The organism is Enterobacter sp. JMULE2 (assembly GCF_013337145.1).
GTDB classification, from domain to species: domain Bacteria; phylum Pseudomonadota; class Gammaproteobacteria; order Enterobacterales; family Enterobacteriaceae; genus Enterobacter; species Enterobacter mori.
This window is the reverse complement of the sequence record NZ_SGWD01000017.1, coordinates 233,786-251,835: the sequence shown is the minus strand read 5'-3', so window position 1 is coordinate 251,835 and position 18,050 is coordinate 233,786. Positions and strand designations below refer to the sequence as shown.

21 protein-coding genes and 1 pseudogene are annotated in these 18,050 nt (G+C 56.0%); 11 read left to right on the top strand and 11 right to left on the bottom strand.

What is annotated here, in order from left to right; genetic code table 11:
- Positions 1 to 91: 91 nt before the first annotated feature.
- Both dndA and EXW94_RS23385 read left to right on the top strand, forming a co-directional pair.
- A pseudogene (dndA, locus tag EXW94_RS23390) lies at positions 92 to 1,211 on the top strand (cysteine desulfurase DndA).
- Positions 1,211 to 1,537 carry a hypothetical protein gene (locus EXW94_RS23385; RefSeq protein ID WP_174341125.1) on the top strand — a complete coding sequence of 109 codons (327 nt, stop codon included), beginning with the start codon at positions 1,211 to 1,213 and terminating at the stop codon, positions 1,535 to 1,537. The pseudogene dndA and the gene EXW94_RS23385 overlap by 1 nt, the downstream one beginning before the upstream one ends.
- 3 nt (positions 1,538 to 1,540) lie before the next feature.
- On the opposite strand, the gene EXW94_RS23380 is transcribed toward EXW94_RS23385, so the two are convergent.
- A protein-coding gene (locus EXW94_RS23380) for an IS5 family transposase (RefSeq protein WP_174339605.1) occupies positions 1,541 to 2,346 on the bottom strand; the annotation gives its coding sequence in 2 pieces (ribosomal slippage) (positions 1,541 to 1,993 and positions 1,996 to 2,346; 804 coding nt in all).
- Here EXW94_RS23380 and EXW94_RS23375 point away from each other — a divergent pair.
- Both EXW94_RS23375 and EXW94_RS23370 read left to right on the top strand, forming a co-directional pair.
- Positions 2,333 to 2,893 (top strand): restriction endonuclease, encoded by a 561-nt coding sequence (locus EXW94_RS23375; RefSeq protein ID WP_254797876.1) that lies wholly within the window; start codon positions 2,333 to 2,335, stop codon positions 2,891 to 2,893. The two genes, EXW94_RS23380 and EXW94_RS23375, sit on opposite strands and share 14 nt — an antisense overlap.
- A gap of 446 nt (positions 2,894 to 3,339) precedes the next feature.
- Complete coding sequence (locus EXW94_RS23370; RefSeq protein ID WP_174341124.1) at positions 3,340 to 3,813, top strand: SymE family type I addiction module toxin; 474 nt, start codon at positions 3,340 to 3,342, stop codon at positions 3,811 to 3,813.
- A 77-nt stretch (positions 3,814 to 3,890) separates the two neighbouring features.
- Here the strand turns inward: EXW94_RS23370 and EXW94_RS23365 are convergent, their stop codons facing one another.
- The 5 genes from EXW94_RS23365 to trpS all read right to left on the bottom strand — a co-directional run bounded on the left by EXW94_RS23365 (position 3,891) and on the right by trpS (position 7,071).
- Entirely contained in the window at positions 3,891 to 4,262 is a 372-nt protein-coding gene (locus tag EXW94_RS23365; RefSeq protein ID WP_174341123.1) for a hypothetical protein, read from the bottom strand.
- A gap of 115 nt (positions 4,263 to 4,377) precedes the next feature.
- The gene (locus tag EXW94_RS23360; protein WP_047726434.1) at positions 4,378 to 4,857 is read right to left on the bottom strand and encodes a type VI secretion system tube protein TssD; all 480 of its coding nucleotides are present in this window, start codon (positions 4,855 to 4,857) and stop codon (positions 4,378 to 4,380) included.
- Between the two features lie 2 nt (positions 4,858 to 4,859).
- Complete coding sequence (locus EXW94_RS23355) at positions 4,860 to 5,207, bottom strand: hypothetical protein (RefSeq protein ID WP_174341122.1); 348 nt, start codon at positions 5,205 to 5,207, stop codon at positions 4,860 to 4,862.
- A complete protein-coding gene (locus EXW94_RS23350) occupies positions 5,200 to 5,883 on the bottom strand; it encodes a hypothetical protein (RefSeq protein ID WP_063405459.1) in 684 nt (227 codons plus the stop codon). Before EXW94_RS23350 ends, EXW94_RS23355 begins: the two co-directional genes overlap by 8 nt.
- 186 nt (positions 5,884 to 6,069) lie before the next feature.
- Entirely contained in the window at positions 6,070 to 7,071 is a 1,002-nt protein-coding gene (gene trpS, locus EXW94_RS23345; RefSeq protein WP_174341121.1) for a tryptophan--tRNA ligase, read from the bottom strand.
- A 199-nt stretch (positions 7,072 to 7,270) separates the two neighbouring features.
- Here trpS and fosA point away from each other — a divergent pair, with 199 nt between their 5' ends.
- Positions 7,271 to 7,696: a FosA/FosA2 family fosfomycin resistance glutathione transferase gene (fosA, locus tag EXW94_RS23340; RefSeq protein WP_174341120.1), complete on the top strand. Its 426-nt coding sequence runs from the start codon at positions 7,271 to 7,273 to the stop codon at positions 7,694 to 7,696.
- Here the strand turns inward: fosA and EXW94_RS23335 are convergent.
- Positions 7,682 to 8,689 (bottom strand): LacI family DNA-binding transcriptional regulator, encoded by a 1,008-nt coding sequence (locus EXW94_RS23335; RefSeq protein ID WP_050859706.1) that lies wholly within the window; start codon positions 8,687 to 8,689, stop codon positions 7,682 to 7,684. The genes fosA and EXW94_RS23335 overlap by 15 nt on opposite strands.
- Before the next feature lie 185 nt (positions 8,690 to 8,874).
- Between EXW94_RS23335 and EXW94_RS23330 the strand changes: the two genes are divergently transcribed.
- Positions 8,875 to 9,963 carry a cellulase family glycosylhydrolase gene (locus EXW94_RS23330; protein WP_174341119.1) on the top strand — a complete coding sequence of 363 codons (1,089 nt, stop codon included), beginning with the start codon at positions 8,875 to 8,877 and terminating at the stop codon, positions 9,961 to 9,963.
- A 50-nt stretch (positions 9,964 to 10,013) separates the two neighbouring features.
- Positions 10,014 to 11,408, top strand: a complete 1,395-nt coding sequence (locus EXW94_RS23325) for an MFS transporter (protein WP_063428687.1) — start codon at positions 10,014 to 10,016, stop codon at positions 11,406 to 11,408.
- Positions 11,409 to 11,449: 41 nt separating this feature from the next.
- Here EXW94_RS23325 and EXW94_RS23320 read toward each other — a convergent pair whose 3' ends face one another.
- The 4 genes from EXW94_RS23320 to EXW94_RS23305 are packed head-to-tail and all read right to left on the bottom strand — an operon-like array spanning position 11,450 to position 16,196.
- Positions 11,450 to 12,271 (bottom strand): alpha/beta fold hydrolase, encoded by an 822-nt coding sequence (locus EXW94_RS23320; protein ID WP_174341118.1) that lies wholly within the window; start codon positions 12,269 to 12,271, stop codon positions 11,450 to 11,452.
- 30 nt (positions 12,272 to 12,301) lie between these two features.
- Entirely contained in the window at positions 12,302 to 13,921 is a 1,620-nt protein-coding gene (locus EXW94_RS23315) for an MFS transporter (protein WP_174341117.1), read from the bottom strand.
- Positions 13,918 to 14,325 (bottom strand): DoxX family protein, encoded by a 408-nt coding sequence (locus EXW94_RS23310; protein ID WP_121424926.1) that lies wholly within the window; start codon positions 14,323 to 14,325, stop codon positions 13,918 to 13,920. Before EXW94_RS23310 ends, EXW94_RS23315 begins: the two co-directional genes overlap by 4 nt.
- Entirely contained in the window at positions 14,325 to 16,196 is a 1,872-nt protein-coding gene (locus tag EXW94_RS23305; RefSeq protein ID WP_174341248.1) for an amidohydrolase, read from the bottom strand. Before EXW94_RS23305 ends, EXW94_RS23310 begins: the two co-directional genes overlap by 1 nt.
- Before the next feature lie 218 nt (positions 16,197 to 16,414).
- On the opposite strand from EXW94_RS23305, the gene EXW94_RS23300 reads away from it, so the two are divergent.
- From EXW94_RS23300 to EXW94_RS23285, 4 genes are all read left to right on the top strand, one after another.
- Positions 16,415 to 17,101: a hydrolase gene (locus EXW94_RS23300; RefSeq protein ID WP_008501349.1), complete on the top strand. Its 687-nt coding sequence runs from the start codon at positions 16,415 to 16,417 to the stop codon at positions 17,099 to 17,101.
- 61 nt (positions 17,102 to 17,162) lie between these two features.
- Positions 17,163 to 17,381 (top strand): DUF1427 family protein, encoded by a 219-nt coding sequence (locus tag EXW94_RS23295; protein WP_023334357.1) that lies wholly within the window; start codon positions 17,163 to 17,165, stop codon positions 17,379 to 17,381.
- Positions 17,378 to 17,638 carry a XapX domain-containing protein gene (locus EXW94_RS23290; protein WP_023334358.1) on the top strand — a complete coding sequence of 87 codons (261 nt, stop codon included), beginning with the start codon at positions 17,378 to 17,380 and terminating at the stop codon, positions 17,636 to 17,638. Before EXW94_RS23295 ends, EXW94_RS23290 begins: the two co-directional genes overlap by 4 nt.
- A 23-nt stretch (positions 17,639 to 17,661) precedes the next feature.
- Positions 17,662 to 18,042: a response regulator transcription factor gene (locus tag EXW94_RS23285; RefSeq protein ID WP_108417197.1), complete on the top strand. Its 381-nt coding sequence runs from the start codon at positions 17,662 to 17,664 to the stop codon at positions 18,040 to 18,042.
- Positions 18,043 to 18,050 lie beyond the last annotated feature (8 nt).

Here is an 18,050-nt window from a genome sequence, read left to right as displayed (position 1 = left end):
ATATGGTTACGGACAAACAGTAACTTGCCGTGTTCTGGCCAGTATGTCAGCATACTTGTGGGCTTAAACAAATTTTGCGAATGGGAATTCTATGAGCGTGTATCTGGATTGCAATGCAACTACACCAGTATCTTCTTCTGTTGCACAAGTAGTTACACATTTTATAAATGAAGAATTTGGTAACGCAGGTAGCCGTACACATGAGTTCGGACTGGTTGCAAAACAGGCAGTTGAAAAAGCTCGCAGCCAAGTTGCCTCATTAGCTAATGCGGATAAGTCCGAGGTGGTTTTCACTAGTGGTGCTACCGAGAGTAATAATATTGCTATTCTTGGCCTACAAGCAGAAGCACGAAAGTCTGGTAAAAAGCACATAATTACTACTCGTATAGAACATAAAGCTGTCCTTGAGCCTATTGAATATCTTGCATCAAATGGTTTTGAAGTGACTTATCTTGATATCGGAGAGAGTGGAGTATTAGATCCTGTCACACTCAAAAATTCATTGAGAGAAGACACTATCCTCGTCTCGATAATGCATATAAATAATGAGACAGGGTCAATCCAACCGATCAATGCTATATGTAATGTCTTAGAGAATCACGATGTTTCATGTTGATGCCGCTCAAGGATATGGTAAGTACCCTGAGGATTTAGTTAATCCTCGTATAGATATGATTAGCATAAGCGGCCATAAATTATACGCCCCAAAAGGAATCGGTGCACTTATAATCAGACGAAGAGGTTTTTCAAAAATTCCGCTTGTGCCTTTAATGTTTGGTGGTGGTCAGGAAAAAGGATTGCGTCCAGGCACTTTGCCTGTCGCATTAATCGCCGGTTTAGGTCAGGCATGCTTAGATGCAAAACAGAATTATTTAATTTGGCGTTCTAAATGCGAAAAGATTAAATGTTCTATTATAGAGCTTTTTGACTCTTTAGGCGGTGAGGTTAATGGTTCAAATACTGCTAGCCATGTGTTGAACGTGTCTATTCCTCATGTTAATTCCGAGGCGGCCATGGTTGCCTTGAAAGGACTAATCTCAATTTCAAATGGTTCAGCCTGTACATCGCAAAATTACACAGCAAGCCATGTGCTTGCTTCGATGGGACTTGATGATGAGCGGATAGAAAATGCAATTCGTATTTCTTGGTGCTATATGACAGAAAACATTCCGTTTGATTTGATCTATGAGCGAATCAAAGGGTTGATGTGATGTCTAACACAATAATTGATGCTGCTATTAAAGCCTCGACGATAATTGGAAAAGCTGCATCGATAGATGAGTTATACGAAACTATCATAAATAATAGTTTATACGTGTTTGGTGCAAAAGACCCAAAGTCTGTTTTGAGGATAACCCTAGATAGACACTGCATTAATAAAAATCTGGGGATTATGCATCAGAAAAGATTTTATAAAAAAATTATAGATGGCTGTTATGAATTACTTGTGAACTCCTCTTCCACTGAAAAGAGTCTTTTGGAAGAGAGCATGCAGAGCAAAGCTGATGAAGTTGAGAGCTCAATGCGAGATATTTAGAGCCTATCTCAATAGGACTTTATTCCAGACAATAAGACCACAGGCAAAATGCAACATGGCCTCGTAATTTTCAGTCTTCTTTTCCCATCGTGTCAGAACCCGGCGAAAGCGATTCATCCAGCTATGAGTTCTTTCGACAACCCAGCGATGGGCTTTGAAGTCCGTGTTTTTACTGGCATCTGACTCTTCTTTACGGGACTGGATATGCGGCTCGTAGCGGCGGCTCTGCAGATATGTTTTCAGCCAGCCTGCATCGTAACCTTTGTCCAGGCAGAGTCTGAGTTTTTGCCCCGGACGACCCGTCTGAAGGGCATCGAGCGTATCCGCAACCAGTTTGATGTCGTGCGTGTTCGCTGCTGAGACAACCAGCGACAGAGGAAGCCCGCAGGCGTCCGTCAAAAGGCTGCGCTTTACGCCTTGTTTCCCTCTGTCAGTGGGGTTACGGCCTGTTTTTTTGTTCCTGACAGCGGCGATTTGGTGATACAGCCGTCCATTGACAGCCAGGACCAGTCAATGCTGTCCAGATGCCCGCAGGCAAGCAAACCGTTCTGCCAGAAGCGCTCGAAGACTCCGGCATCGCGCCATTCCTGAAAGCGCCGGTGTGCAGAACTCGATGAACATATCCCGGTGGCGTTCAGGGCGTTCCACTGGCAACCGGTCCTGAGGACGAAGAATATGGCGTCCATGGCAGCGCGGTTATCAACGCGTTTCCGGTGCGTACCGAGTGGATGGCAGGTTTTGTGCTCAGGGATAAGCGGTGCCATTTTTTCCCAAAGTTCATCGCTGATCCGCCATTTGCTGCCTGTCATCTTTTCACCTTCAGAAATTATCAGTTACGACATTCTGACAATCCCTTCTGGGATAGGTTCTTATTCTTTAGCCTCTGAGCAAAGGGATAAAGTTAAAAGCGAGATTTTAGAATGCCTTGTTCAACTTCATCCGGACCGGTTTGAAGAGTTTTGCCGGATCTTTCTAACGAAATATGGCTTTCTTGAAATGGAATTGACGAGCAGAGGCCGTGACGGTGGTATAGATGTCAAAGGAGCTCTGAAAGTTGGCTTATCCTATATGCGTGTCGCAGTTCAATGTAAAAAATACTCACCGACAAATAAAGTTGGTAGACGCGCTATTTCTGAGTTCAGAGGGAATATTACTGGTGAATTTGAACAGGGTATTTTCATAACAACGAGTAGTTTCACCAAAGAAGCCGCTGAGTTATCTTTTAAGCCATCATGTGTTCCAATAGTTTTAATCGATGGACAGCAACTCACTGATTTCATGATTGAAAAAAAGATTGGCGTTGAAAGAGAGCTTGTTGAATTATATAATTTTGAACAAGATCTTCTTTGGGTTTAATACCTCATTCCTGAGGCCTTTGTTAATTTTCAACTTGAGATCTGGCTATTAGTTTATAAGCCTAATTGTTGAGCGGATACCATAATTCGCTTTTCGTATTTTTAGAAGTGTTGCTATTTTTTAGTGGCAAAGTTTGGAAGTAAGTTTTACTTGTTGCTTTTTTTCATGTTACTTACTGATTTTGTATTGATTGCTTTCTGTTCAATATCCTCTTACACAGCTGGAGACTATTCTCCTTTGTGTCTATTTTCTGAACCTCTCTCGCATTTTTTTAATTTCCCCCACCCAAAACCGCTGTATTTATATTCAGCTCTGTATAATGAGCACTAGAACTTAAGCCGAACGGCAAAGTGAGTATCAAAAAGAATTTAACCGAGAATTCGCGATATGAAGGTGCTGCAACACCCCCATACCGCTAACCACAAACAACTTACAAGGAGTTGAAAATGGCTGCGACGAATTTTAAGCCAGAGTTTACTGTTTGCAAAACAGAATCAGACGCTTTCACCGGCATGATTGAAAACCGCGAGCTGGTACGCAAAAACAGCGCCCGCCGTCTGCACGGCAACCAGCCCGATACCGCGCCCGTTCATCCCCGCGCAGAAACGCCGCAGGACAGTGCCGCCTGTTGCGAACTGTATGCACGCATAGACATGAAATACCTTCTTCTGGGCGGTGACTGGCTAACCCGCGCAGGCTTTATCAACGGCATGCCCGTGAAAATCCGCGCAATGAAAGACTGCATTGTGATTACGCCGCAGCATACAAGAGAATTATGGGGATGCCTGGAAGGAATGAGCGTGGTGAATATAAATAAGCAGAAAGTCGCCCAGTGGCTGAAGACGTTTCCGGGAGCGCTAAATGATACCGGGGATATACCCGTTGTGAAGCGGGGAATCGGGCAAGCGATGCCTGAGTAGTTCTGGCTTCCTGCCTTATATTCCTGGAGCAATAAAACAATACGGGCATGTCATCCCATGCCCGTTTTAAGTAAAAATCACTCGTGCTTTACCTGTTCTTTCATAGCCTTAACCAGCACAGCGTGAAGTTCGCCAACGGTTAAATCGCGTATCACAGGTTCGGGTATGCCACGCACACAGCGCATAAACCTACAGATGCCAAAAAAATCTATACCCTCACCCGTAAACAGATACTCGTTCTCAGCAAGAGAGAACGTTTTCATATAGCCATCTTCTTCCGTGGCAAGCTGAACGCCAAACGCTTCTTCGCAGTCTTCCAGTAGGTCTTCGCCGTCGTTACCGCAAATATGCAAATCGGCCTCAATCAACGTATTGCTATCAATAGGTTTACGATGCTCACCTGAGGAATTTCGAACAACCTCAATGACTTGAGAGAGAGTGGGTTCCATAATGATGCTCTCCGTTAAAGCGGTAGAAATAATCGCTAGCGCTTCCCGGCGGCGTTCCGCTTGGTCGGACCGACAAGCACAACGTTACCTCGGCCCGAGAAATTTTAAAGTCGGTTCAGGCTATCGCCATATGATTCCAGGCATCTCTGTAAACTATATTCCCGTCACAGTGTTTCCAGGTTATTGCCTCATATCTTAACTCGATCGTCTCTGTATGCGTTCCTGTTCCAGAACCCGGGAACAGATTTGGCGTAATACCCGTGATTTTTACATTCTCCAGGATAATGTTGAAATATTCTCTCTCGATTCCGGCATCATCAATTTGATACATTTTGATCGTAGCCGATTTTAGCGTTTGGTTTTCACACAGTGCCCTAATGAGAACCGGTGTTGTTTTATCAAACTCTTTCTGAACGGCAATTGGTGTATGTACACGAGTACCTGTTAGTCGGCCTGTATTTCCACTCACAGGAATGGTGAGGTGATGAGCGACCGCCTTTAATTCAATAGCGCCTAACCTACCGGACACCATGGAACCTCCTACGACTGGTGAGCCATTAGCATCGGTTAACCAAAGATATGCTGGATTTGACATAATTATTCCTCATCTATTTTTATAAAAGAAGGTAGGTGCAACATCGCTACAACCCATATGAATAAACCGATAAGTTTCAGAGGCCATGGTTCAAGGACAGCTATACAAGCAAATGCACCGATGATCAGTAAGGGGCCTGATAACACATCCAGGATCCCGCCAAAAATATGTATCTTTCCTGGCAGGAATTTATTCATTACTAATGAAATAATGTAAGCGCTTATGGTAATGATGCAAAAGGCGATTGTTTTATCATGCCAGGTTTCGAATTCAACCCAGCTAAGGATATAGGCTAAAACTAAATATGAGCAAAGAAGCAGGTTTATAATTGGGGTGATAAACTTACTCATACGCGCCTGCCGTAGTGTGTGCAGTTAGTTTTTTATTAACTTTCTTTATGATTTGATTAAATACAGGTTTTCCTTCTGAATAACCTGCATGGATAGCATCTACGAAAGGCTGGACGGCATCAGCGAACAGAAAATAAAGTAAGTCATAGTCTCTTGGTCTCAGAAGTTGATATACTTCTGGGGCTTCTGCTTCGAGTCTGTCAGATGTTCTAATTGATCGCTCAGCCATTCCCCCAAACAAAAGGAGTGTGCTCAGTGCCGTGATTGGGTTACTTTTCCCTTTGAAAACAACAAACGTGAAGGATGTTCTTTCAATAACATGCTTTGCGATTGTTGATGCGATAATATTGGTTGATATTCTACCTGCAATTGAAGTCATTACAGATCTGTATATTTTATCCTGCACATCCTCGGTTAAATATCTATTGAACACTTTAAAAATAATTTTAACTGCGTTGACAATGTTCTCGTAATTCAAAATGTCGTTTTTTATGGCAGTCATCATTCTTATACGTTGAGTTTCACGAGCATACCTGGTATCCGTATCAAAGATTCCATAAACCAGATATCCATAATCTAGCGGTACAGATAGTCCTCCATTTATAAGCCCAGTAACTGTATCAGGAGAAGCGATTATGTTGCATAATCTCCGGGCTATATCTTCTACATCAGCCATAGTATCCCTTCAAATGTATTATAAAGGGTAATATCAATGTGATATTAATGTAGATAAAGCAATTAATTATATCTAAACGACGAATTAAGAATTATTGGCGGAATTAATATTATATTAAATGAGATAATAAGCGGCTTTGTGCTAACAGCACGCACTCCACCGCCCAACCTCAATCAACTCACCTCATCAAAACACCGGCACCCCCAACCCAACCTTCACCTCCCTCAACGTCGCCTGCGTCACCCCCTGCGCCCGTTCCGTGCCACGCTTCAGCATCGCCATCAGCTCCCCCTTATCCTGCATATACATCGCCCTCCGCTCCCGCATTGGCGCAATTAGCTCCTGCAAACACGCCTCCAGTTCGTTCTTACACACCCGGTCGCCCAGCCCGCCCGCCTGATAGTGCGCCTTCATCGCCGCCACTTTCTCCTTGTCCGGATGAAACGCGTCGAGATACGTAAACACCACGTTCCCCTCAATCTGCCCCGGGTCGCTCACCTTCAGGTGGTTCGGGTCGGTGTACATGGCGCTGACCGCACGATGAATGGTCTCTTCGCTGGCCGAAAGGTGCAGCGTGTTGCCCAGCGATTTCGACATCTTGGCGCTGCCGTCGATGCCGGGCAGGCGGCTGGTGTCGCTCAGCATCGCCTTGCAGTGGCGCAGCACCGGGGCAGGCAGCAGGCTGTTCATCTTGTGCACAATCTCGTTGGTCTGCTCAATCATCGGCAACTGGTCGTCGCCGACGGGCACGCACTCGGCCTTAAACGCGGTGATGTCCGCCGCCTGGCTAATGGGGTAGGCCATAAACCCGACCGGCAGCGAGCGGGCGAAGCCCTTCTGCGCAATCTCGTTTTTGACCGTCGGGTTACGCTCCACGCGGGCGACGGTGACGATGTTCATATACAGCATCGTCAGCTCGGCGAGGGCGGGCAGGGCGGACTGCAGGCAGATCGTGGTCAGGTTCGGGTCGATGCCGGCGGCGAGGTAGTCGGCCAGCACTTCGGGGATGTTGTCGCGGATCTTCTGCGGGTTGCTGCCGTTGTCGGTCAGCCCCTGCAGGTCGGCAATCAGCACAAACTGGTTGTGCGTCTGCTGCAGCGCCACGCGCTGGCGCAGCGATCCGACGAAGTGGCCGAGGTGCAGCGGGCCGGTTGGGCGGTCGCCGGTGAGGATGGTGGGTGCGTTCATAAAGACTCCTTAACGTTGTAATGCCGAAAGGGGTCTTAGATGTGAGAAAGCCGCCTTTCGGCGGCTATCTGAAAATAGGAAAAACTACTCCGCGCCGCCTTTACGAAGGCAGCCACCAGTGGTTTACGGTGAGGACGGCGTGGTTTATGTTCATGCTTTTACCGTACCACGTCCGGCGCGAAAAACAAAAGGGCACGTCATGCTGCAATCTCTCAACCACCTGACCCTCGCGGTCAGCGACCTGCAAAAAAGCGTCACCTTCTGGCACGAGCTGCTGGGGCTTGCGCTGCACGCCCGCTGGAATACCGGGGCCTATCTCACCTGCGGCGATCTGTGGGTGTGCCTGTCGTACGACGAGGCGCGCCAGTACGTGCCGCCGCAGGAGAGCGACTATACCCACTACGCGTTTACCGTCGCGGAAGAGGATTTTGAACCGTTCTCGCAACGGCTGGAGCAGGCGGGCGTCACCGTCTGGAAGCTGAACAAAAGCGAGGGGGCGTCGTTCTATTTTCTCGACCCGGACGGGCACAAGCTGGAGCTGCACGTCGGCAGCCTCGCCGCGCGGCTGGCGGCGTGTCGCGAGAAGCCCTATGCGGGCATGGTGTTTACCTCAGACGAGGCTTGAGGCGCGCACCTTCAGCCTGCCCGCCAGCGTCACGTGCGTGGCGGCATCTTCCTGATTGCACAGGTACTCCACCGCCAGCCGTCCCAGCTCGCTGTAGGGCAGCTGGATGCTGGTCAGCGGCGGGGTGAGCTGCTCGGAGATCTTCTGGTCGTCGTAGCCCGCCAGCAGCATGTCCTGCGGGATGCGCACGCCGTTCACCGCCAGCGCCTGATAGCAGCCAATCGCCAGCCAGTCGCTGGCGCAGAAGATGGCGTCCGGGCGCTCGGCCAGTTCCAGCAGCGAAGTGGTGGCGGTAAAGGACTCGCTGAACTGCCAGTTGGTCTGGCGCACCAGGTCGTCGTCGCATGCGAGTCCGGCCTGCTGTAATGCCGCCTGGTAGCCCGCCAGACGCTGGCGGGAGGCCTCCATCCAGCTCTCGCCGGTGATGTGGGCGATGCGCGTGGCCCCGCAGGCGATGAGGTGTTTAGTCACCTGGAAGGCGTTGGCGTAGTCGTCCGGGATAAACGACGGCAGCAGCGGCGAGCCGGGGTCGCGCTGGTTGAGCAGCACCAGCGGGATGCGGGTGCAGTCCTGGAAGGCCGTCATGTCCACCAGCGTGGTGACCGGAGACGCGAGAATAATCCCGATGCAGTTGCGCTTCTCCAGCTGGCGGATGATGTTCAGCGCCAGCTCGATGTCGTCGCCGTAGTCGTAGACGGTGAGCAGGGTCTCGTTGCGCCACGCAGCTTCCCGCGCCTGGCTGATGGCGTCGATAAACGGGTCGAAGCTCTGCATGGAGCTGACCAGCAGGGCGATCTCCTCCTGGTTGCGCGGGGCGTGAACGGCGGGGAGGCGGTCGTAGCCGAGCTCGGTGGCCACATTAATCACCCGCTGGCGGGTGTCGTCGCTGAGCTTGATGTTGCGGGACTGGTTAAGCACCAGCGATACCGTCGCCTGCGACACGCCCGCCGCCCGCGCAATATCGTTCATCGTCACTTTCGTTTTTCGCTTCATCCGTCCTCTCCCTTTCGCGACTTCGCATCATACCCTAACCGCACGCTTTAGCGCCGTCGATCACGTTTCTCATTCGTCGAAGCGTGAACTTTGTGAGAGCCGTCGCTTTTCTAAACGCCGCGATTTGCGCATTTATCCCGCAGCTAATATTTATTAGCTAAATATTATCAGTAAGAGGACGCGTAATGAAAGAGCAGTGGAGCAGGGAGCAGGCCCAGGCGTGGTATGAGCAAAAAGGCTGGCTGTGCGGGTTTAACTATCTGCCGTCGACGGCGGTGAACTGGACCGATATCTGGCAGGAAGAGACCTTCGATGCCGCCACCATCCAGCGCGAGCTGGGCTGGGCGGCGGACGCGGGCTACAACACCCTGCGCATCAACCTGTCGTTTATCGTCTGGGAGCACGACCGCGACGGGCTGATGGCGCGCATCGACCGGTTTTTGACGATTGCCGACGACCGCGGGTTCAGCACCATGCTGACCCTGATGGACGACTGCGGCTTCTCCGGCGACGAGCCGTACCTCGGCCCGCAAAAGCCGCCGGTGCCGGGCAAGCACAACAGCCAGGCGGCGGCCAGCCCGGGGCGCGACAAAGTGTGCGATCCCGACTGCTGGGCAGCCATTGAGCGCTATATCCGCGACGTTGTCCGCCAGTTCCGCGAGGATAAGCGTGTCCTGCTGTGGGATCTCTATAACGAGCCGGGCAACCGCGGCATTTTCGCGACCGGCACGCAGGAGGTGCAGTACGACGCGAAGCTGGAGACCTGCGCCCACGAATTGATGAAGCTGGCGTTCCAGTGGGTGCGTGAAGAAGACCCTACCCAGCCGCTCACCGTCTGCGCCTGGCGTCTGCCGCCGGAGGAGGAGGGCGAGACGTTCTTCCAGCATCCGCTGGACCAGACCGCGCTGGCGCTCTCGGACGTGGTGAGCTTCCACGCCTACACCCACACCGGGCGCATGACGGCGATTATTCAGCAGCTGCAACAGCTCGGTCGTCCGCTGTTCTGCACCGAATGGCTGGCGCGCCACGTGGGCAGCACCATCGAAGAGCAGCTTCCGCTGATGTACGCGGCGAAGGTCGCACCGTACCAGTGGGGGCTGGTGCGCGGCAAAACCCAGACGTGGCTGCCGTGGCCGGTGGTGATGAAGGAGTCCACGGACTACTGCCGCCTCTGGTTCCACGACGTGTTCGAGGAGAACGGCATCCCGTTCTCGCGCCGTGAAATCGCCCTGATGCAGCAGCTGCGCAAGATCGCCCCGAAGGCACAAGGCTAATAATATCGACCCGGCGGCCGACCGCCGGGCAACCAGGCAGGCATATATCAATGGCAACGACAATGAAAATACCGTCTCGCGAGCTGTGGTCTTATTTTGGTTATGGATTAGGTCAGTGTTTTAGCTTTGGTTTAGTGGGTTCGTTTATTAACTATTTTTACACCGACGTGCTGGGGATCTCGGCGCTGGCGGCGAGCACCATCTTCCTGATTGCCCGCGCGTGGGACGCGGTTCACGATCCGCTGTTTGCCAGCATTATGGACACCATTAACAGCCGGTTCGGCAAGTTTCGCCACTTTTTGCTGATTGCCCCGCTGCTGATCACCGGCGTCACGCTGCTGTCGTTCTATAAAATCGAAGCGGACATGACCACCAAAATCCTCTACGCCGGGGTGACGTATATCCTGTGGGGGACGCTGTACGCTATCTCCGATATCCCGTTCTGGTCGATGTCGTCGGTGATGACTAACGACTCCGCCCAGCGCACCCGCGCGGTGACGGCGGCGATGCTCGGGGTGAACGCGGGCATTGCCTGCGCCAATATCTTCTTCCCGAAGCTGGCGGCGTTCTTCGCCCAGTACAGCAACGATAAAGGCTACTTTATGGCGGCGCTGGTGATGATGCTGGTGGGCCTGCCGCTGATGCTTAACGGCTTTATGCAGATCAAAGAGCGCGTGCCGCCGAGCCCGGAGAAGGTGACCATCCGCGACACCTTCCACAACCTGCGCCAGAACAAGCCGCTGTTTATCGTCCTGCTGTCGTTCTTCTTCTGCGTGTTCCACAACGTGGCGGGCGGGCTGTATATCTACTTCTTTATCAACAACCTGGGCGACGGCAGCCTGCAGATGGCGATTGGCGTGATGGGGATTGTGGCGGCGGTGCTGTGCCTGGTCGCCCCGATGCTGACGCGGCGGATGCAGAAGCGGAAGCTGTTTATGATCCTCTGCGGGCTGGACGTGGCGGTGCGCGTGGTGATGTGGTTTGTCGGGTATCAGCAGGTGACGATGCTGTTTATTCTGCTCGGCCTGAGCACGCTGTTCGTGATGATGACCAACATCCTCACCTCGTCGATGATTGCCGACACCATCGAGTACGCGGAGTACCACACGAACAAGCGCTGCGCGGCGATCACCTTCTCCGGCCAGACCTTTACCGGCAAGATGTCGGTGGCGGTGGGCGGCGGGTTAATCGGCGTGTTCCTGACGATGATCGGCTACGTGCCGCAGGCGCAAATCCAGAGCGAGGGCGTGCTGTCGGGGCTGTTCTTCGGGATTTGCCTGCTGCCGGCGATAGGGTCGCTGATCCGCATCGTGTTTATGTCGCGCTTTACCTTTACCGAGGAGAAGCACGCGGAGATTTGTCGGCTGCTGGCGGAGCGGAACGCGTCTGCGAAAGCGCCGGGTGGCGGCTGCGCCTTACCCGGCCTACAGGACCAGCCCTTGTAGGCCTGATAAGCGAAGCGCCATCAGGCTTCGCATTTAAAGAGTTACAGTGACTTCACAAACGCCAGCAGATCTTCGTTGAGCTGGTCCTGGTGGGTCAGCGCGAAGCCGTGCGGCGCGTTGTCGTACACCTTCAGCGTGGCGTTTTTGATCATATCTGCCGCCAGCTTGCCGGTGCTTTCAAACGGCACGATCTGGTCGTTGCTGCCGTGAATCACCAGCGTCGGCACGTCGATTTTCGCCATATCCGGGCGGAAGTCGGTTTCGCCGAACGCGGTCACGCAGTCGATGGTGCCCTTCAGCGACGCCAGCAGGGCGATGTTCAGCGTCTGGGTCAGGGCGCCGTCAGAGACGGTCTGCCCGGCGTTGATGCCGTAGAACGGGGTGGCGAAGTCACTGATGAACTGGGCGCGATCTTTACGCAGTCCGTCGCGAATGCCGTCGAATACGCTCTGATCCACGCCCTGTGGGAAGGAGTCGGATTTGCCGAAGATTGGCGTCACCGCGCCCAGCAGCGCCAGACCGGCGACGCGCGCGCTGCCGTAGTTGCTAATGTAGCGCGTCACGTCGCCGCCGCCCATGGAGAAGCCCACCAGCGTCACATCGTGCAGATCCAGGGTGGTAATCAGGTCGTTGATGTCGGACGCAAAGGTGTCGTAGTCGTAGCCGTTCCACGGCTGATCCGAGCGGCCAAAGCCGCGACGGTCAAAGGCGATGGCGCGGAAGCCGCGCTCGGCCAGGTAGTTCAGCTGGCTGTCCCACATGTCGCCGTCCAGCGGCCAGCCGTGGCTGAAGAGAACCGGTTTGCCCGCGCCGCCGTCTTTGTAGTAAATCTGCGTGCCGTCTTTTGCCTTAAACGTTGCCATAGTGTGTTCCTGTGCAGGTGATGATTATGGTTATACCGGCGCGACCAGGTAGCGAATAGCCGGTGATGTTGTGCCCTGATGAAAAGCCAGAACGCGGCTCTGCAGCAGGAGGTCATTCATGGTGTGGCGTTCCTGCTGGCGGAGATGCTCAATCCACGAGCCCATCAGGAAGGTCTCGATAAACAGGCCGGGACGCTCAATATCTTCATATACCGCCCAGCTCATCGCCCCGGCGCGGCGGCGGACCCGGCGCAGCTCGTGGACCGCCTCCAGGAAGGCCTTGGTGTTCTGCGGGTCGATGATGTACTCGTGCGACACCAGCACCGGGCCGCGCTCGTTCGGCAGGTCGATCTCCACGCCGTCCAGCGGCTGGCCGCTGAGGTCGAGGTTCAGGTCCGGATCTTTCCCCAGCTTCCAGCGGAACACCGTCGCGCTAGCCAGCACCATCCCCAGCGTGGCGACCACCAGCGAGGTCGGGGTGCCGAACCGGGAGGCAATCTGCCCCCAGATGGCGCTGCCCGCGGTCATCGAGCCGAAGAACACCGTCAGGTAGACCGCCAGCGCGCGGGCCTTCACCCAGCGGGCGGCGCTGCGCTGCGCGCCAAGGTTGAGGGTGGAGAGCACCGCAATCCACGCGAAGCCGGTGAAGAACTCAAACAGATTCAGCAGCCAGAAGTGGCGAACGAACGCCAGCGCCAGCATGGTGAGAGCAAACGTCAGGCTGGCGGCCACCATCAGGCGGTCGGCGTTCAGCCGCTGGCGCAGACGCGGCAGCAGGATGGCCCCGGCAATCGCCCCCAGGCCAATGCAGGCCAGCATCACGCCGTAGCCCGCCGGGCCTAAGCCCAGCTCGCGGCGCGCCACCAGCGGCAGGAGTGCCCAGCCCGCGCTGCCGAAAACGAAGAAGGCCACGGTGCGCACCAGCACGTTGCGCAGCACCGGCGCGGCGTGCACGTAGCGAATACCGGAGCGCACCGCAGAGAAGAAGTGCTCCGGCGGCAGGCGCTGTATGGACGGGGCCGGACGCCAGCGCCACAGTACCCATGCCACGCCGACCACGGAGAGCGCGTTCAGGGCAAACACCATCCACGGCCCGGCGAGCGACAGCAGAAAACCGCCCAGCGCCGGGCCAATCGCCCGGCTGATGTTCACCCCGAGCGAGTTCAGCGCCACGGCGGCGCCCAGCTCCGGCTTGCTCACCAGATCGGGCACCACGGCCTGGAACGGCGGCGAGCTCATCGCCGCGCCCACGCTCAGCAGGAACGTCGCCACCAGCAGCACGGTGGGGGTGACGTGTCCGGTGAAGGAGAACACCGTCAGCCCGGCGGCGGCGATGAACACCCACAGCTGGGAGAAGAGCAGGTATTTACGTCGGTCGACGATGTCCGCCATTACCCCGGACGGCAGGGCGAAGAGGAACATCGGCAGGCTGCTGGCCGCCTGCACCAGCGCGATATCCAGCGGGTCAGCGCTCAGGGTCAGCATGCTCCAGTTGATGCCGACGTCGCTCATCCATGAGCCGACGTTAGAGACCACCGTGGCGATCCACAGCATACGGAACACCGGCTGGCTCAGCGGCTGCCAGGGCGAAACCGTCGATGCGGGCGTCGTCTCGACGTGTGCGTCGCGAACGTCGTTAACCTGAGTCATGCGAACCTCTCCGCTGCCTTACGCTGCAGCCGCCACTGGCCCGGCCCGGTGAGGGCAAGGGTGGTGAAGATAATCAGCAGCAGCCAGCCAAACTGCCCTTCGGCAATCGACCAGTTCGGGTGGACCGCCAGCATCGCCACCAGCAGCACGGCGATAATCGGCAGGCACGCCAGGCGGGTGTACACGCCCGCAATGATAAACAGCGGGCAAACCACCTCGGCGACAATCGCCGGGATCAGGCTGGCGTAAGGCCCGAAGCCGAACGGATCTTCAATGCGCGTCAGCTCTTCGCTGAAGTGCAGCACCTTCGGCAGGCCGTGCACGTAGAGCAGCAGCAGGCTGCCGGTCAGGCGCAGGAAGAACAGCCCCAGGTCGACCCGGGGCGGAGCAAAGGTGTTTTTCATCAGAATGCAAAGCAGCTGCAGCCCAGCGCCCCCCAGAAAGCGTTATCGTCGGACACCGGCATCTCTGACGTGCGAGCGAAATCATGCTGGTGGCTGTGAACCCCGCACGGGCCGCTGCAGTGGTGGATAGGGCTCAAGCCGACGCGTGCGGCCTGCGGCGGCGCGCTGCGGTAGTGGCCCGGCACCTTCACCACCGGGGACCACTCGGGCAGGACCGGAATGGCCGGCGGCGCGAGCGGGCCAAAGCTGCCTGCGGCGTAGACGATGTCGCCGTTCACCACCGTCAGGACGGACTCGATGCCCTTGATCTCCTCTTCCGGCACGCGGAAGTAGTCTTTGCTCAGCACCGCCAGGTCGGCGAGCTGGCCGACCTTGATCTGCCCCTTCTGGTTCTGCTCGCTGGAGAACCACGCGCTGCCCTGGGTCCAGAGCATCAGGGCGGTATCGCGATCCAGGCGGGCGCTGTGATCGTACATCTGCATCCCGCCGACGGTGCGGCCGGAGACCAGCCAGTAGAGCGCGGTCCACGGGTTGTAGCTCGCCACGCGGGTGGCGTCCGTCCCTAAGCCCACCGGCACGCCGGTCTCGAGCATTTTTGCCACCGGCGGCGTGTGGCGGGTAGCTTCGATGCCATAGCGCTCGGCAAAGTACTCGCCCTGGAAGGCCATGCGGTGCTGCACGGCAATGCCGCCGCCCAGTTCTTTGATGCGGTCGATGTTGGCCTGGGTAACGGTTTCCGCGTGGTCGAAGAACCAGTGCAGGCCGTTGAACGGAATGTCGCGGTTCACCTTCTCGAAGACGTCCAGCATGCGGCTGATGGATTCGTTGTAGGTGGCGTGCAGGCGGAACGGCCAGCGGTGCTCCACCAGATGGCGCACCACGCGCTCCAGCTCGTCCTCCATGCCCGGCGCGAGGTCCGGGCGCGGCTCGAGGAAGTCTTCAAAATCGGCGGCGGAGAAGACCAGCATCTCGCCCGCGCCGTTGTGGCGGAAGAAGTCGCTGCCCTGGCCCGGCGTGAGCATGTCGGTCCATTTTTCAAAGTCTTCCAGCTCGTGGCCCGGACGCTGGGTAAACAGGTTGTAGGCGATGCGGATGGTCATCTGCTTTTTCTCGTGCAGCTCGGCGATCACCTCGTAATCTTCCGGGTAGTTCTGGAAGCCGCCGCCCGCGTCGATGGCGCTGGTCAGCCCCAGACGGTTCAGCTCGCGCATGAACTGGCGCGTGGAGTTGACCTGCTGCTCCAGCGGCAGCTTCGGCCCTTTCGCTAGCGTGGCGTAGAGGATCATGGCGTTCGGACGGGCAATCAGCATCCCGGTCGGGTTACCGTTGGCGTCGCGCTGGATCTCCCCGCCCGGCGGATTCGGCGTGTCTTTGGTGTAGCCGACCACCTTCAGCGCGGCGCGGTTGAGCAGGGCGCGGTCGTACAGGTGCAGAATGAAGACCGGGGTGTCCGGCGCGGCGTCGTTAATTTCGTCGAGGGTCGGCATGCGGCGCTCGGCAAACTGGAACTCGGTCCAGCCTCCCACCACGCGCACCCACTGGGGCGACGGCGTGCGCAGGGCCTGCTCTTTCAGCATCCGCAGGGCATCAGCCAGGGACGGCACGCCTTCCCAGCGCAGCTCGAGGTTGTAGTTCAGCCCGCCGCGGATCAGGTGCAGGTGCGAGTCGTTCAGGCCGGGGATGGCGGTGTGGCCTTTTAAGTCGACCACTAAGGTGGCGTCGCAGTGGTGTTGCATCACCTCGGCGACGGTACCCACTTCCAGAAATTTTCCGTCGCGCACGGCAACGGCTTCCGCGACGGGGTTCTCGCGATCGACGGTGTGAAACTGGCCGTTAACCAGAATGAGATCGGCTTTACCGAGGGTAACCATAAACTGCTCCTGACTGAGAGGGGGATGGTCAGGATTATGGGAACCGGTTTCGGCAAAGATCCAGTTATACAATAGGATAGGTATACCAAAGTATAACTATACCTAAGGTTAACTATACGAAGAGATAATTACGCGCAGAGACGGAAAACCGCAGGATGAGGGTGACTTTATCGTCGCGGCGCTCGCGGCGATTTCACCCTTAACCACTGGAAAATGCTATGACCTCTTCAAAGCTCGAAGTGTTAACCCCTGCGAACTGTCAGATCATCTTTATCGATCACCAGCCTCAGATGGCGTTTGGCGTGCAGTCGATTGACCGCCAGGTGCTGAAAAACAACACCGTGGCGCTGGCGAAAGCGGCCAAAGTGTTCAACATCCCGACCATCATCACCACCGTTGAGACCGAAAGCTTCTCCGGTAACACCTATCCGGAGCTGCTGGACGTGTTCCCGGGCCAGGACATTCTGGAGCGTACCTCCATGAACTCCTGGGACGATCAGAAGGTGCGCGACGCGCTGAAGGCCAACGGCAAGAAGAAGGTGGTGGTTGCCGGCCTGTGGACCGAAGTGTGCAACAACAGCTTCGCCCTGTGCGCGATGCTGGAAGGCGACTACGAAATTTATATGGTGGCGGACGCGTCCGGCGGCACCTCCAAAGAAGCCCACGACTACGCGATGCAGCGCATGATCCAGGCGGGCGTGATCCCGGTGACCTGGCAGCAGGTGATGCTGGAGTGGCAGCGCGACTGGGCGCGTAAAGAGACCTACACCGCGGTGATGGATATCGTGCGCGAGCACTCCGGCGCGTACGGCATGGGCGTGGATTACGCCTACACCATGGTGCACAAAGCGCCGTCTCGCCAGAAGAGCGAGCACCGCACCTTAGCGCCGGTCCCGGCTCGCTAAGCCCCGCTGGCGGGCTGGTCCCTCATCCGGCTCGCCGCTGCCTCTTTCTCTGGAGTTCACAATGAGTACTGGGCTGATATCCCTTGCCGCAGGCGTGCTGATTGGCCTGATGTATGCTGTGCTGAAGGTGCGCTCCCCTGCGCCGCCCGCGCTGGCGCTGATTGGCCTGCTGGGGATGCTGGCGGGTGAACAGGCGACGCGCCATCTGTTATCCCGCGACGCCGCGCCGCCTCAGGTGACCGTTCCGCAGGCGACATCGCAGACGGGAGCGTCATCATGAAAGCGTGGATAATTTCGCTGGTGTGCGGCGTGGCTGCTGGGGTAATTTACGCCCTGCTCGACGTGCATTCCCCGGCACCGCCGGTTGTCGCCCTGCTTGGCCTGTTTGGCATGCTGGTGGGCGAACAGCTCATCCCGGTGGGACGGCGTTTACTGAGTCGCGAACCGCTTACCCTCGCCTGGTTTCGTCACGAATGCGTGCCGAAAATCAGCGGCACGGCGCCCCCTGCGCCCGCGAAGGACGATCGCGACGTTTAATGATTTGTGAGAGGAAAGAGAGCATGACGCTGCCGTGGCGCATTGCCATCATTGATGACGAACGTTCCGTCCGCAGCGGGCTGAGTAATCTCCTGGAGTCGGAAGGGTATTCGACCGATACGTTTGATTCGGCAGAAGTATTTCTGAGCCATCCGTTCGCCCTGTCCGGCGCGGCGCTGGTCATCACCGATATCAAGCTGCGGGGCATGAGCGGCCTGGAGCTGTTTGACAAGCTGCGGCTGTTGGCCGTACCGCCGCCGCCCGTGCTCTTTATCTCCGGTCATGCTGATGAAAATATGCAGCGGTACGCTCTTGATCTGGGCGCCGCTGCATTTTTGCGTAAGCCTATTAACATCGATATTCTGCTGGATCATATTCAGCGGGAGCTGGCCCGCCGACAATAAGGATCGCG